Here is a 12,456-nt window from a genome sequence, read left to right as displayed (position 1 = left end):
CCGGTCGCTAGGTGCGCGACCCCGCGCCGAGGACGACCCCGCCGAGGATCAGTGCCATGCAGCCGGCCTGCGCCCAGCCGGTCGGTTCGGCGAGCAGCGCCCAGGACAGCAGGGCGACGCACACCGGCTGGAGGTAGTAGACGATCCCGGCGCGGGTCGGGCCGATGAGGGAGATCGCCTTGTTCCAGGCGAAGAAGGCGACCGCGGAGGAGGCGATGCCGACGTAGAGGAGGGGCAGGACGGTGCCGGGCGTCAGGGAGAAGCCGCCCTGTACGGCGACACTGGCCGCGTGGGCGGGCAGCAGCATGAGGGTGCCGAGGAGGAAGGTCGTGAACAGGAACGCCGCGCCGCCCAGTTCGGCGGGCCTGCGGCGCAGCAGCGCGCTGTACGACCCGAAACAGCAGGCGGCGGCGATCATCCACAGGTCGCCGGCCGAGAAGGCGGCCCCGCCGCCGACCAGCAGCAGCACGCCCGCGCAGGCGATGAGCAGTCCGGCGACCCGGCGCGGGCCGAGCCGTACGCCGCCCGCCCGTTCCCAGAGCGCCATCAGCACCGGGGACGCGGCCATGATCATGCCCATGTTGGCGGCGGGTGTGGTGACTCCGGCCTGGTTGACGAGGGTGTTGTAGACGGTGACGCCGAGCAGGGAGGCGAGGAGGACGAAGCCGAGGTGGCGCCGGATCAGCGCGCGTTGCCGCCAGGCCCGCCGGGCGCCGAAGGGGGCGACGACCGCGAGGGCCACCACCCAGCGCCAGAACGCGTGCTGGACGGGCGGGACGCTGTCGCCGAGGGCCCGGGAGGTGACGAAGCTGCCGGACCAGACGAGGGTGGCGAGGACGGCGAGCCCGATGCCGAGGGCGACGGGGGCGGCCGGTCCCGGCCGTGCGGCGGTGGGTGCCGCGGTGCTGCTCCGGCGTTCGGCTAGGGCCACGGAGTTCCTTTCGCTGGTCGGCGATGGCGGTGGCTCTACCGTCGCAGCGTCGCACCCGTCAGGTCCATCGAATCTTTTCGACTGCTCTGTGCAGGAGAACTGAAAGGTCGGGGCTCCGCCACGGTCCTGCCCCGCGGCATGAGCTGCCCCGCGACCGTCGCCCCGAACGCCAGGGCCATGCCCGCCAGTTGCACCGGCGTCAGCGCCTCGCCGAGCGCCGCCCAGCCGACGACGGCGGCGGTCAGCGGCGAGAGCGGGCCGAGGAAGGTGATCTGGGTGGCGGAGAGCCCGCCCATGCCGCGGAACCAGAGCCAGTACGCCACCGCCGTGTTGGCCAGCGCCAGGTAGAGGTAGCCGCCGACCGCCGGGCCGTCCAGCGCGGGCGGGGTGCCCTCGGCCAGGAGGGCGAGCGGGGCGATGAGCAGGCCGCCCGCGGTCAGCTGCCATCCGGTCAGGGCGAGGGGGCCGACGCCGTCGGGGCGGCCCCACCGTTTGCTGAGCACGGTGCCGGTGGACATGGAGGCGGTGGAGGCGAGGGCGGCCAGCGCGCCGAGCGGGTCCAGTGCCCCGGCCGCCTTCAGCACCACCAGGCTGACGCCGAACGCCGCCACGACCCCGGCGAGCACGGAGCGGGTGGTGGGCCGCTGCCCGAGCAGCAGCGCGGAGAGCCCGAGGACGAAGAGCGGGCCGATGGAGCTGACGACGGCGGCCATGCCGCCCGGAAGGCGGTAGGCGGCGAGGAACAGCAGCGGGAAGAAGGCCCCGATGTTCAGCGCGCCCAGGACCGCCGCCTTCCACCACCAGGCGCCGCGCGGCAGCACCCGGGTGAGGGCGAGGAGCAGCAGGCCGGCGGGCAGGGCGCGCATCAGCCCGGTGAACAGGGGCCGGTCCGGTGGCAGGAACTCGGTGGTGACCGCGTAGGTGGTGCCCCAGGAGACGGGGGCGAGGGCGGTCAGGGCGATGAGGGCGGGACGGTTCGCGGCCACGGAGGTCCCCTTCAAGTAGGTCGGCAATAAGTAGCTTACTCCTAAGCTACTTATTAGCAAGCCACTTTCTTGCGGCCGACCTGACGGCCGTCGATACTCGTCCCATGAGTGAGCGCCCCGAGCAGCACAAGGACCCGGTCGACGCGATCATCGGCCAGTGGGCGGTGGTCCGGCCCGACCTCGACACCACCGCGATGGAGGTCTTCGGTCGCGTCAACCGGCTCTCGCGTGCGATCGGCGAGCGGATGGACAGGGCCTACGCCGGGTTCGGCATCTCCCGCGGCGAGTTCGACGTCCTGGCGACGCTGCGCCGCTCCGGCGAGCCGTACGCGCTCTCGCCCCGGCAGCTGTCGGCGACCCTGATGCTCACCACGGGCGGCATGACGGGCCGGCTCGACAAACTGGAACGGGCCGGTCTCCTGCGCCGCTCCCCAGACCCGCACGACCGCCGGGGTCTCAGGGTCACGCTCACCGACAAGGGGCGGGAACTCGTCGACGAGGCGGTCGGCGCGGGGCTCGCCGTGCAGGCGGAGGTCCTGTCCGGCGCCCTCGACGCCGGGCGGGCCGGCCAGTTGGCCGACCTGCTGCGGGACCTGCTGTCGGCGACCGAGGAGTAGGAGACGGCATGCGGAAGGCGCCGGTCCCGCCCGCGTACGGCTGCTTGCCGCGTGCGGGAGGACCGGCGCCCTCGGTACAGCTGAGGTGGGCCGACGGGCCGTGGGCCCGCCGGGTGGAGCCCGTCAGGCCTTGGCGTCGGCCTTGGGCCGGGTCTTGATGTTGCGGGAGGTCACCCGGTGCTCCTCCTTGGACCTGTCCAGGACCATGACCAGGCCCGCGATGACCACGAACAGCGCGATCGGGGCCAGGACGTAGAGGCCCAGCGTCTCGATGACGCTCAGGCCCGGGCCGGGGTCGTCGCCGTCGTCGCGGGTCAGCGCGAGCGCGGGGGACGACATGAGCAGCATCATCAGCGTCGTACCGGCTGCCAGGGCGCCGGCGCGCAGGGCGTTCTTCTTGTCCACGGTGCAAAGTTAGCGAACGGCCGTCAGGCACGCGCGCCCGGGGTGCCGTACGGGGACCGGACGGGGCCTCCGGGGCGTTCCTTCCCGTGTCCGGCGCGCTCCCGTACGACGTCGATCAGGGCGTGCAGCCGCGGGGAGGCGGCCAGGTCCTCCAGGGTCACGGGGCGGCCCCCGGCGTCGGCGATCGGCAGGCGCCAGTTCGGGTACTGGTCCCAGGTGCCGGGGAGGTTCTGCGGGCGGCGGTCGCCGACGGCGTCCGGGAGCCAGATCCCGGCCATGCGGGCGGGGGTGCGCAGCAGGAAGCGGTGGACGGCCTGGATGCCCGCCTCCTCGGAGGGGGCGCCGGTGTCGCCGCCGGTGCCGTGCAGCAGGCCGAGCCGGGCCAGTACGTCCAGCCACTCGGCCGTGTCCGCCGACGCCTCGGCCCGTTCCTCCTCCAGCGGGCGGGTGAGCAGGCCGAGCCGGTCGCGGAGTTCGACGTGTTCGCCGGTGAGGCGGGCGGCGGTGGAGGGCAGGTCGTGGGTGGTGGCGGTGGCCAGGCAGTCGGCGCGCCACCGGTCGGGGGGCAAGGGGCGGCCGTCGCCCTCCCAGTCCCGCTCGAACCACAGCACCGAGGTGCCGAGCACCCCTCGTTCGCGCAGCGCCTCGCGCACACCGGGCTCCACGGTGCCCAGGTCCTCGCCGATCACCACGGCACCGGCGCGGGACGCCTCCAGGACGAGGACGGCGAGCATGGCCTCGGCGTCGTAGTGGACGTAGGTGCCCTCGGTGGGCGGGTGGCCCTTGGGGACCCACCAGAGCCGGAACAGGCCCATGACGTGGTCGATGCGCAGGGCTCCGGCGTAGCGGAACAGGCCGCGCAGCAGGCCGCGGAAGGGCGCGTAGCCGGAGGCGGCGAGGCGGTCGGGGCGCCAGGGCGGCAGGCCCCAGTCCTGGCCGCGGGCGTTGAAGGCGTCGGGCGGGGCGCCCACCGACATGCCGGCGGCGAAGCACTCCTGCTGGGCCCAGGAGTCGGCGCCGCGCGGGTGTACGCCCACGGCGAGGTCGTGGACGATCCCGAGCGGCATGCCGGCCTCGCGGGCGCTGTGCTGGGCGGCCCTGAGCTGGGTGTCGGTGAGCCAGGCGAGGCGGGAGTGGAAGTCGACGCGGTCCATCAGGGCGGTGCGGGCGCGGTCGGTGTCGGCCGAGCGGGGGTCGTGCAGGCCCTCGGGCCAGCGGTGCCAGTCGGGGCCGTGGACCTCGGCGAGCGCGCACCAGGTGGCGTGGTCCTCCAGGGCGGTGCCCTGTTCGGCGAGGTAGTCGCAGTAAGCGGCGCGGCGGCCGGGGCCGAGAGGCACCTCGCGGAGCAGTTCCAGCGCCTCGCGCTTGAGCTCCCACACGGCGTCCCGGTCGATGAGGGCGTCATCCTCCAGCACGGCCTCGCGCAGCCGCGCCGCCCGCTCCCGCAGCGACCGGGCACGCTCGGGGTCGGAGACGTGCGCGAACTCCGGCACGTCCTCGATCCGCAGGTGTACGGGGTCGGGGAAGCGGCGCGAGGAGGGACGGTACGGGGAGGGGTCGGTGGGGGCGCCGGGTACGGCGGCGTGCAGCGGGTTGACCTGCACGAAACCGGCGCCGAGGGCGCGTCCGGCCCAGGCGGCGAGTTCCCCGAGGTCACCGAGGTCGCCCATCCCCCAGGAACGGTGGGAGAGGAGGGAGTAGAGCTGTACGAGGAGGCCGTAGGAGCGGGTGGCGGGGGCGGGCAGCCGGGCGGGCGCCACGATCAGGTGGGCGCACGCGGTCCGGCCGTCGGGCGCGGTGGCGGTCAGGCGGTGGACGCCGGGCGGAAGACCGGCGAGGACGCCACCGACCGGTGCCCCTGCGGAGCCGCCACCGACCCGGGACCCCACAGCGCCATCACCGACCGGGGGGCATGCGACGCCGTCACCGGCCGGGAGGCCCACCGTGCTGTCGCGCCGCTCGCCCTGCTCGGTGTCGATGCGCAGCCGGGTCCCGTCGGGCAGTGCGGCGAGGGCGGTCGGCGCGGTGCCGTCGCTCCAGGCGACCACGGTGGGCGGCAGCAGGCGTTCGCGCAGCTCGGTGTCGCGGGCGGCGAGCGCGGCACGTACGGCTTGCGGGGTGCTCGTGTCCACGCCGAGGGCGGCCAGGGCCGAGGTGACGGCGGTGGCCGAGGCCGCGACGGCGCGGTCCGGGGACGGGCGGTAGGAGGTGGCGACGCCGTGCAGGGCGGCGAGCCGGGTCAGATCCTCGGGAAGGTCCTCGGTGGGGGGCTCGGCCGGCCGGGCTGCTGGCATCTACGACCTCTATGACCTCGTGGGTTCCGGGACGGCGAAGGAGGGGCCGCCCTGCTCCGGCACGTCGGCCGTGAGTTCGGGCGAGGACTCGCTGGTCAGCGGTACGGCGTCGGCGAACGGCGACTCGCTGGTGAGGGGCTCGGCGTCGGGCAGCGGCGGTTCGCTGGTGAGCGGGGTCTCGGCGCAGCTCCCGGTGGCGCCGAAGACGCAGTAGTGCGGGGTCTCGGAGGCGGCGGAGGGCTCCGCCCAGGGAGTGGACGGCTCCGCCACGGGTTTGGACGGGGCGGGGAGCAGCAGGGGTGCCAGTGCAGCCACGGGGGCCTCCTTGTTTCGCGCACGCTTTTGGCGGGTCACGGCAGCCCTACCCAGTCCGCGCGCGGACAGACGTCCCGATACCGACAACGTGACCCTGGTCACACGCTTCCCCCGTAAAATCTCTCAGAATCCGGGCAGCACAGTCACTTAACCCGTTCAGAGGTGACGCGGAGCGAAAAAACTTTCGTCAGCTATTCACTCAGTACATGTACTCGGTGAATACTGATCTCCATGAGCACCCGTCACATCCTGCTGGGGCTGCTCGCCTCGGGGCCGAGCCACGGCTACGACCTGAAGCGGCGCCACGACGAACGCTTCCCCCAGGCCCGGCCGCTGGCCTACGGGCAGGTCTACACGACCCTCCAGCGCCTGGTCCGGGACGGCCTCGCGGAGGTGGACGGCACCGCGTCGGACGGCGGTCCCGAGCGCACCGCGTACCGCACGACCGAGGAGGGCGCGCGGGAACTGGCCCGCTGGGCGGGCGAGATCGCCCCGCCCGCCCCCTTCGTGACGAACGAGATCTTCGCCAAGGTCGTCGTCTCGATCCTCACCGGCGCCGACGCGGACGCCTACCTGCTGGCCCAGCGCACCGCCCACATGGACCGGATGCGGGAGCTCACGGCGGTGAAGACGGCCCCCGGCGCGGACCTGACCACCGTCCTCTCGGCCGACTACGCCCTCAACCACCTCGACGCCGACCTCCGTTGGATGACCACCACGGCGGCCCGGCTCACCAATCTGACCGCGGAGGTCCGCACAGCATGACGAACGGGGACACGACCGGGAACGCGACGCAGCCGCTGCTCGCGGCCCACGCCCTGGTGAAGGCACACGGCAGGACGGAGGCCCTGCGCGGCGCCTCGCTCGAACTGCGGCCCGGCGAGATCCTCGCCGTCACCGGGGCCAGCGGCAGCGGCAAGTCCACGCTGCTGCACTGCCTGGCCGGGATCGTTCGGCCGGACGCCGGCTCGGTGACGTACGCCGGCCGGCGCCTGGAGGAACTGCCCGAGAACCGGCTGAGCGAGCTGCGGCGCACCGACTTCGGGGTGGTCTTCCAGTTCGGGCAGCTGATCCCGGAGCTGACGGCCCTGGACAACGTGGCGCTGCCGCTGATGCTGGCCGGCACCGGGCGCGCCGAGGCCCGGGCGCTGGCCGGTCAGTGGCTGGAACGGTTCGGGGTGCGCGGGCAGGAGGAGCTGCGTCCCGGCGAGATGAGCGGCGGGCAGGCGCAGCGGGCGTCGCTGGCCCGCGCGCTGGTCACCGGCCCGAAGGTGGTGTTCGCGGACGAGCCGACCGGGGCGCTGGACTCGTTGTCGGGCGAGCAGGTGATGACGGCGCTCGCGCACACGGCACGGGAGTCGGACACGGCGGTGCTGCTGGTCACGCACGACGCCCAGGTCGCGGCGTACGCGGACCGCGAGGTCCGGCTGCGGGACGGTGCGGTGGCGCCGCTGGGGGTGACGGCATGAGCACCGTGTTCTCGGACGTCCGGCTGGCCCGGCAGCTGGTGCGCGGGTCGGACCGGCGGGAGTGGTGGCGGATCGCGCTGACGGCGGCGGGCGCGGCACTGGCCACCGGCTTCGCGCTGGCGGCGGTCGCGCTCGCGTCGGTCCCGAGCGGATACTCCGTCTCCGTCCTCCACGGCCTGGTGAGCGAGGCCGGGACCCGTTCCGGGGTGATCGCCGGGCTGTTGCTGCTGCTGGTGCCGGTGCTGGCCTTCCTCGGCCAGTGCACCCGGATCGGGGCGGTGCACCGGGACCGGCGGCTGGCCGGGCTGCGGCTGGCCGGGGCGACGCCCTGGCAGGTACGGCGGATCGCGGCGCTGGAGACCGGGCTCGCCTGCCTGGTGGGCTCGGCGGTGGCGACCGTCTTCTCGGCGCTGCTCCTGCTGCGCCTGTGGACCGGCCCGACGGCGCTGACCTGGACCGGGTTCGCGCTGATCGCCGTCGGCGTACCGGCGCTGGGAGCGGTGGCGGGGGCGCTGGCGCTGCGCCGGGTCGTGGCGTCACCGCTGGGGTGGGTGCGCCGGGTGCGGCCGGGAACGGGGCGCGGTCCGGGAGCACTGTTCCTGGGCGGACTGCTCCTGCTGGTCGCGATGGCCCCGCTCGCCATGACCGGCGGTCACCGCGCGGGCAACCGGGTCCACTGGCAGACCCCGCTGACCGTCTTCGCCCTCGTCGTCGCGCTCGGCGCGGGCGCGGTGTGGCTGGCCGGGGCGACCGCTCGCCGCACCGGCCGGCTCCTGTCCGCGCGGGCCCGCACGGCGGCCCCGCTGCTCGCGGCGGAACGGCTGCGCGACGACCCGTGGGCCCCTGCCCGCACCCACGCCGCCGTCCTGGTCGTGACGGTGGCCGGTACGGCGTTCCTGTGCATCCGGCACGCGATGCTCACCGAACTGCGCTCCCAGGAGTACCTCGGCGCCGACATGGCGTACTACACCACCGGCCTCGACCTGACCGGCGCCGCCGTCCTGGTGGCCCTCGCGATCACCCTCTCGGGCCTGGCCGTGGGCACCGCCGAGTCCCTGACCACCCGCCGCCGCACCCTGGCCGCCCAGGTGGCCGCCGGAGTGCCCCGTACGGTCCTGAACCGGGCCCTGCTCCTGGAGACCGCCCTGCCCCTCGCCCCGGCGTTGCTGCTGGCCGGCGTCGGGGGCCTCGCGGTCGGTATCTGGTACTCGACCCTGACCGGCGACGGCTCGCTCCCCTGGACCGCACTGCTGGTCGCCCCCGCCGTGTACGCGTCCTGCCTGCTGGCGGCGGCGACGGCACTGCCGCTGCTGGGGCGGTCGGTGCGGCCGGGAGAGTTGCGGTACGTGTGACGGGGCGGGGGGCCTGGCGTCGGCGGCGGCTCGGGTGTCGGGGACGGGTAGCGTTCTGAAAACGTGAGCAGTCGGCGGCCAAGTGTCATGGGGGCGCTCGGATGAGCGGCTCGATGACAGTGGGGGTGGAGGTGTTCACGGTTTTGAGGGGTGGGTGGGGGCGGGACGGTCGTGAGCTGTCGCGGGATTCGGATCCGCCGAGGCGCAGCCGGGAAGGAACCGCCGCATGACACCGCCGCCGCACCGGCTCCTCCAGGCGCTCGACCGCTTCAACGCCGCCCACCCCTGGGACCACAACGCCCACTACCACCGGTGGATACTGCGACAGCTCCCCGGCCGGTTCGGCAGCGCACTGGACGTCGGTTCGGGCAGCGGTGACCTGGCCCGGCTCCTCGCCGCACGCGCCGACGAGGTCCGGGGCATCGACTCCGACCCGGCGATCACCTCGCGGGCGCGCCTGCTGACCCCAGCGGCGACAGCCGTGTCCTTCACCGTCGCGGACGCCCCGACGGGGCTCCCCGCCGGACCCCACGACGTCATCACCTGCGTCGCCACCCTCCACCACCTGCCGTTCGCCGAGGCCCTCGCCGCGTTCCGCCGGCACCTGGCTCCCGGCGGCACCCTGGTCGCCGTCGGCCTCTACCGGCCGCGGACACCCACGGACCATCTGCTCGGCGCGGCGGCCGTCCCCCTGAACGCCGCCACCGGCTGGCTCAAGAGCAGGGGCGGGAGCACGGCCCCACCCACGTCGATGTCCGCCCGCACCCGACCGGCCGACATGCCCTTCACCGACATCGCCCAACAGGCCCACGCGCTCCTGCCCGGCGCCCGCCTGCGCCGCCGCCTCTTCTGGCGCTACACCCTCACCTGGCGTCACCCCTGAACGAGCACCACCCCAACTCCCCCGCGAACCAAGCCCAGGCCCGCGGCCCCAGACGAAGTATCGGGCCACAGGGAGCTGGGTTCTTCGAATCCCGCACGGCAACGGTCCCGACGACGTTGAGGGCCACCTCCACGCATTCGCCGGACGTATTGCTGTAGCTGGATTTCACGAAGTCGAACTCGGACACCGGTCAAATCTCCTGTCGGATAGCCTCGATGAGTCGGATGGAGTCGCGCTGAGCAAGGCTCCGTCGAGCCGTGCGATCGAAGAGGTCCTTGTACTCGCTGCTCGCCGCTTCGTTCTCCACCCACACACTGGACGCGATCGTGTCGGCCTGCACCACATCCACCGCCTCGGTCTCATTGAACGACAGGATCGTGAACGGGCCCGTGATGCACGGATGCCCTCCCGCGTGGAACGGCAGGACCTGAAGGCGCACGTTGTCCAGGACGGCGACCTCCAGGAGTCGCTCCAACTGCCTGCGCATGATCGATGATCCACCGATCAACTGCCGCAACGCCGCCTCCCAGACGACGGCGTACACCTCGAGAGGACGCTCTCCCGCCAGGCGGTCCTGGCGACGCATCCGGATGTCGACGATCCGCTCGATCTCGGCAGGGTCCTCCCAGGGCCCGACCCCCTCACTGACCGCCAACGACCGTGCGTATTCGGGCGTCTGAAACAGACCCGGTACGAGTGAGAGCTGCCAGGTGCGTACGCGGCTGGCCGCGTCTTCCATCGCGATGAACTCCGTGAGCGCCCCGGGATGAGGGGAGTCCTGCCACCACCCCTTCGCCTTGCGCCTTTCCCGGTCCAGCCTGGCCAGTTCCAGCAACTGGGCCACAGCCTTCCCGTCCGCCAGCCCGTAGAACTCGCACAGCGCGCGAATGTCCGGGTCACGCATCGGCACCCAGCCGCGCTCCATCTTGACGATCTTCGAGTTGGTCGCGCTGATGACATCGGCGGCCTGCTGCTGCGTCCGGCCCGCGGCGTCCCGCAGGCGCAGAAGTTCGCCACCGAGCCTGCGTCCGAGGACGGTTGACGTCCGGTTGCCGAGTTGCGTGGTTCGAGTCACCCCCACATGGTGCCGGACTCGCCCTCCCGTGAGATCTCGGAGACAAATGTCTCTGAACCAATTGCCCTAACGACATCCACTCCACTACCGTCAGTACCCAGCCGCTCACTCTGCGGTCCGCCCGGCGGAAGCGCACCGTCCTGCCCCACGCAGGCACGGCAGAGACACCGCCACCCACCCCCGGAGAGACACATCGCCATGGCAGAACCCGTGCCGTTGCCACCCGTACCGCTCCCCCACGAAGACCTCCTCGACTACACCCCCACCCAGCGCAGCATCCCCCTCGCCCGACGCAGAGCCGCACGGCTCGTCACCGAGTGGGGGCGGCCCGCACTCGCCGGGGACGTCGCCCTCGTCGTCTCCGAGCTGATGACCAACGCCCTGCTGCACGGCAGCCTCCGGGGGCGGCTCATCCGCGTACACCTCACCCTCGATCACCGCACGCTGCGGGTCGAGGTCAGCGATCCGCGCGGGGAGCGGTTGCCGCGCCCGCGCCCCATCGGGGACGTCGGGGACGTCGGCGAGCAGTTCGGGCGGGGACTCCTCCTGGTCGGAGCGCTGACCGCGCGGTGGGGCTGGGAACCGCGCACCGTCGGCAAGACGGTCTACGCCGAGTGGGACACCCCGCCCGCCAGGCCGGGTTTCCCCTACGCTCAGGCCCCGTGACCGCTGTCCGACCTCAGATGCTCGTCACTCAGTTCGAGGAACTCGTCCGCCATGCCGCAAGGACGGCAGAGGCCGTGCGGTTGGAGTTCCTGCACGGGCGACTGAGCGCCAAGGCACCACTCGACGGCAACGCCGCATGCACCCTTCAGTGGCTCACCCGCGCCTGTGTGCGCGAGCGGCCCGAGCTGTCGCTGAACTCCGGGCAGGGCCTGGCCGTCGGCGCCCGCCGAGAGGGCCGCGCCCGCCCGGACGGCTCGCTGGCCCCGTCGGAGGCCTTCGCCGGACAGGGCGAATGGGCCGACCCCGCCCCCGTCCTCATGGTCGTCGAGGTCACCTCGTACGACTCCGACACCGACCGGCGCGACCGCGTCGACAAGCCCCGGGCCTACGCGGAGACCGGCATCCCGGTCTCCCTGCTGATCGACCGGGACACCTGCGAGGTCAAGGTGCACAGCCGCCCGGACGATGGGCGGTACGAGACCGTGCAGACGCTGCCCTTCGGCAAGGAGGTCACGCTGCCCGATCCAATCGGGATCACCCTGGACACCGAGCCGCTCAAGAACTGGGTGCGCTGACCCGTCCAGGCGGCCCGGCGGCCCGGCGTACGAGGAGGCCCGGACCGTCAGGCGGAAATGCCGTCGATCCGGGCCATGGCGTCCTCCGCGCCGTACGGCTGCAAGTACGGCAGCCAGCGCGGGTCCCTGTGGCCCGTGCCGATGATGCGCCAGGCCAGCCCGGTGGGCGGGGCGGGCTTGTGGCGCAGGCGCCAGCCGATCTCGCCGAGGTGGCGGTCGGCCTTGACGTGGTTGCAGCGGCGGCAGGAGGCCACCACGTTGTCCCACGCGTGCAGGCCCCCGCGGCTGCGCGGGACGACGTGGTCGACGCTGGTGGCGACGGCGCCGCAGTACATGCAGCGGCCCCCGTCCCGGGCGAAGAGCGCCCGGCGGGTGAGCGGGACGGGCCCCCGGTAGGGCACCCGCACGAACCGCTTGAGCCGGACCACGCTGGGTGCGGGCACGGTGACGGTCGCGCTGTGCAGAAAGGCGCCGGACTCCTCGAGGCACACGGCCTTGTTCTCCAGGACGAGGACGAGCGCGCGGCGGAGCGGTACGACGCCGAGTGGCTCGTACGACGCGTTGAGGACCAGGACATGCGGCACGGGTGCCTCCTTGGGCGTCGGCGGCGCGTGGCTCGCGCCGGGACGATCTGCAGTCAGTCTCCCCTCATGGCTGGTGGAAGCGCCACCATGTCCCGGTAACGGGCTGGGAGTGTTTTCGACCACACGGAGTGCATCCCCAGGACCGTGACCAGTTCAAGCGCGGGTGAGCGGGGTCTCTCCTGTGAACTTCGCGCCGTTCCGCACGTGGTGCCCCGTTAGTGTGGTGATTCCGTCCGTCCGGTGACCATTCCGTGACCTTGGAGCGACCCCCGCCGGGGGCGGGCGGCACCGCACCTGGAGGTAT

At 73.2% G+C, this 12,456-nt stretch carries 15 protein-coding genes; 7 read left to right on the top strand and 8 right to left on the bottom strand.

All coding sequences use genetic code 11. From position 1 onward, the window contains the following. Positions 1–7 precede the first annotated feature (7 nt). Positions 8–931, bottom strand: coding sequence for a DMT family transporter (locus KUM03_RS25900; RefSeq protein ID WP_217251757.1), 924 nt, complete (start codon positions 929–931; stop codon positions 8–10). Positions 932–966: 35 nt separating this feature from the next. Next, complete coding sequence (locus tag KUM03_RS25895; RefSeq protein ID WP_217251754.1) at positions 967–1,917, bottom strand: EamA family transporter; 951 nt, start codon at positions 1,915–1,917, stop codon at positions 967–969. A 104-nt stretch (positions 1,918–2,021) separates the two neighbouring features. On the opposite strand from KUM03_RS25895, the gene KUM03_RS25890 reads away from it, so the two are divergent. Next, positions 2,022–2,534 (top strand): MarR family winged helix-turn-helix transcriptional regulator, encoded by a 513-nt coding sequence (locus KUM03_RS25890; RefSeq protein ID WP_217251752.1) that lies wholly within the window; start codon positions 2,022–2,024, stop codon positions 2,532–2,534. Positions 2,535–2,657: 123 nt separating this feature from the next. Here KUM03_RS25890 and KUM03_RS25885 read toward each other — a convergent pair whose 3' ends face one another. The 3 genes from KUM03_RS25885 to KUM03_RS25875 are packed head-to-tail and all read right to left on the bottom strand — an operon-like array spanning position 2,658 to position 5,548. Then, positions 2,658–2,939 carry a hypothetical protein gene (locus KUM03_RS25885; RefSeq protein WP_217251749.1) on the bottom strand — a complete coding sequence of 94 codons (282 nt, stop codon included), beginning with the start codon at positions 2,937–2,939 and terminating at the stop codon, positions 2,658–2,660. 23 nt (positions 2,940–2,962) lie between these two features. Next, complete coding sequence (malQ, locus tag KUM03_RS25880) at positions 2,963–5,233, bottom strand: 4-alpha-glucanotransferase (protein WP_217251746.1); 2,271 nt, start codon at positions 5,231–5,233, stop codon at positions 2,963–2,965. A gap of 9 nt (positions 5,234–5,242) precedes the next feature. Then, on the bottom strand, positions 5,243–5,548 hold the full coding sequence (locus tag KUM03_RS25875) for a hypothetical protein (RefSeq protein WP_052838118.1): 306 nt from the start codon (positions 5,546–5,548) through the stop codon (positions 5,243–5,245). Positions 5,549–5,779: 231 nt separating this feature from the next. Between KUM03_RS25875 and KUM03_RS25870 the strand changes: the two genes are divergently transcribed. The 4 genes from KUM03_RS25870 to KUM03_RS25855 all read left to right on the top strand — a co-directional run bounded on the left by KUM03_RS25870 (position 5,780) and on the right by KUM03_RS25855 (position 9,252). Then, a complete protein-coding gene (locus KUM03_RS25870; RefSeq protein WP_217251744.1) occupies positions 5,780–6,313 on the top strand; it encodes a PadR family transcriptional regulator in 534 nt (177 codons plus the stop codon). Further along, complete coding sequence (locus KUM03_RS25865; protein WP_217251741.1) at positions 6,310–7,017, top strand: ABC transporter ATP-binding protein; 708 nt, start codon at positions 6,310–6,312, stop codon at positions 7,015–7,017. Before KUM03_RS25870 ends, KUM03_RS25865 begins: the two co-directional genes overlap by 4 nt. Beyond that, positions 7,014–8,369, top strand: a complete 1,356-nt coding sequence (locus KUM03_RS25860; protein ID WP_217251739.1) for an FtsX-like permease family protein — start codon at positions 7,014–7,016, stop codon at positions 8,367–8,369. Before KUM03_RS25865 ends, KUM03_RS25860 begins: the two co-directional genes overlap by 4 nt. 226 nt (positions 8,370–8,595) lie before the next feature. Further along, a complete protein-coding gene (locus KUM03_RS25855) occupies positions 8,596–9,252 on the top strand; it encodes a bifunctional 2-polyprenyl-6-hydroxyphenol methylase/3-demethylubiquinol 3-O-methyltransferase UbiG (protein WP_217251737.1) in 657 nt (218 codons plus the stop codon). Here KUM03_RS25855 and KUM03_RS25850 read toward each other — a convergent pair. Both KUM03_RS25850 and KUM03_RS25845 read right to left on the bottom strand, forming a co-directional pair. Beyond that, on the bottom strand, positions 9,233–9,421 hold the full coding sequence (locus KUM03_RS25850) for a DUF397 domain-containing protein (RefSeq protein ID WP_374225401.1): 189 nt from the start codon (positions 9,419–9,421) through the stop codon (positions 9,233–9,235). The genes KUM03_RS25855 and KUM03_RS25850 overlap by 20 nt on opposite strands. 21 nt (positions 9,422–9,442) lie before the next feature. Next, positions 9,443–10,327 (bottom strand): helix-turn-helix transcriptional regulator, encoded by an 885-nt coding sequence (locus KUM03_RS25845; protein ID WP_217251732.1) that lies wholly within the window; start codon positions 10,325–10,327, stop codon positions 9,443–9,445. 198 nt (positions 10,328–10,525) lie between these two features. On the opposite strand from KUM03_RS25845, the gene KUM03_RS25840 reads away from it, so the two are divergent. Together KUM03_RS25840 and KUM03_RS25835 are read left to right on the top strand one after the other, a co-directional pair. Next, positions 10,526–10,993: an ATP-binding protein gene (locus KUM03_RS25840; RefSeq protein ID WP_217251730.1), complete on the top strand. Its 468-nt coding sequence runs from the start codon at positions 10,526–10,528 to the stop codon at positions 10,991–10,993. Then, positions 10,990–11,568, top strand: coding sequence for a Uma2 family endonuclease (locus tag KUM03_RS25835; RefSeq protein ID WP_308406414.1), 579 nt, complete (start codon positions 10,990–10,992; stop codon positions 11,566–11,568). Before KUM03_RS25840 ends, KUM03_RS25835 begins: the two co-directional genes overlap by 4 nt. A 47-nt stretch (positions 11,569–11,615) precedes the next feature. On the opposite strand, the gene KUM03_RS25830 is transcribed toward KUM03_RS25835, so the two are convergent. Next, positions 11,616–12,152, bottom strand: a complete 537-nt coding sequence (locus KUM03_RS25830) for an HNH endonuclease (RefSeq protein WP_217251728.1) — start codon at positions 12,150–12,152, stop codon at positions 11,616–11,618. Positions 12,153–12,456: the final 304 nt, after the last annotated feature.

Origin of the sequence: Streptomyces sp. AC602_WCS936, from assembly GCF_019049125.1 — a bacterium.
In the GTDB taxonomy this organism is placed as follows: Bacteria; Actinomycetota; Actinomycetes; order Streptomycetales; family Streptomycetaceae; genus Streptomyces.
The sequence above is the reverse complement of the archived record's forward strand: the minus strand, read 5'-3'. Positions and strand labels throughout refer to the sequence as shown.

What these genes read in the sequence shown, in the direction of transcription:
- KUM03_RS25865 (WP_217251741.1), top strand. Translation starts at nt 6,310, where the DNA reads ATGACGAACGGGGACACGACCGGGAACGCGACGCAGCCGCTGCTCGCG.
- malQ (WP_217251746.1), bottom strand. Translation starts at nt 5,233, where the DNA reads ATGCCAGCAGCCCGGCCGGCCGAGCCCCCCACCGAGGACCTTCCCGAG.
- KUM03_RS25860 (WP_217251739.1), top strand. Translation starts at nt 7,014, where the DNA reads ATGAGCACCGTGTTCTCGGACGTCCGGCTGGCCCGGCAGCTGGTGCGC.
- KUM03_RS25870 (WP_217251744.1), top strand. Translation starts at nt 5,780, where the DNA reads ATGAGCACCCGTCACATCCTGCTGGGGCTGCTCGCCTCGGGGCCGAGC.
- KUM03_RS25840 (WP_217251730.1), top strand. Translation starts at nt 10,526, where the DNA reads ATGGCAGAACCCGTGCCGTTGCCACCCGTACCGCTCCCCCACGAAGAC.
- KUM03_RS25890 (WP_217251752.1), top strand. Translation starts at nt 2,022, where the DNA reads ATGAGTGAGCGCCCCGAGCAGCACAAGGACCCGGTCGACGCGATCATC.
- KUM03_RS25855 (WP_217251737.1), top strand. Translation starts at nt 8,596, where the DNA reads ATGACACCGCCGCCGCACCGGCTCCTCCAGGCGCTCGACCGCTTCAAC.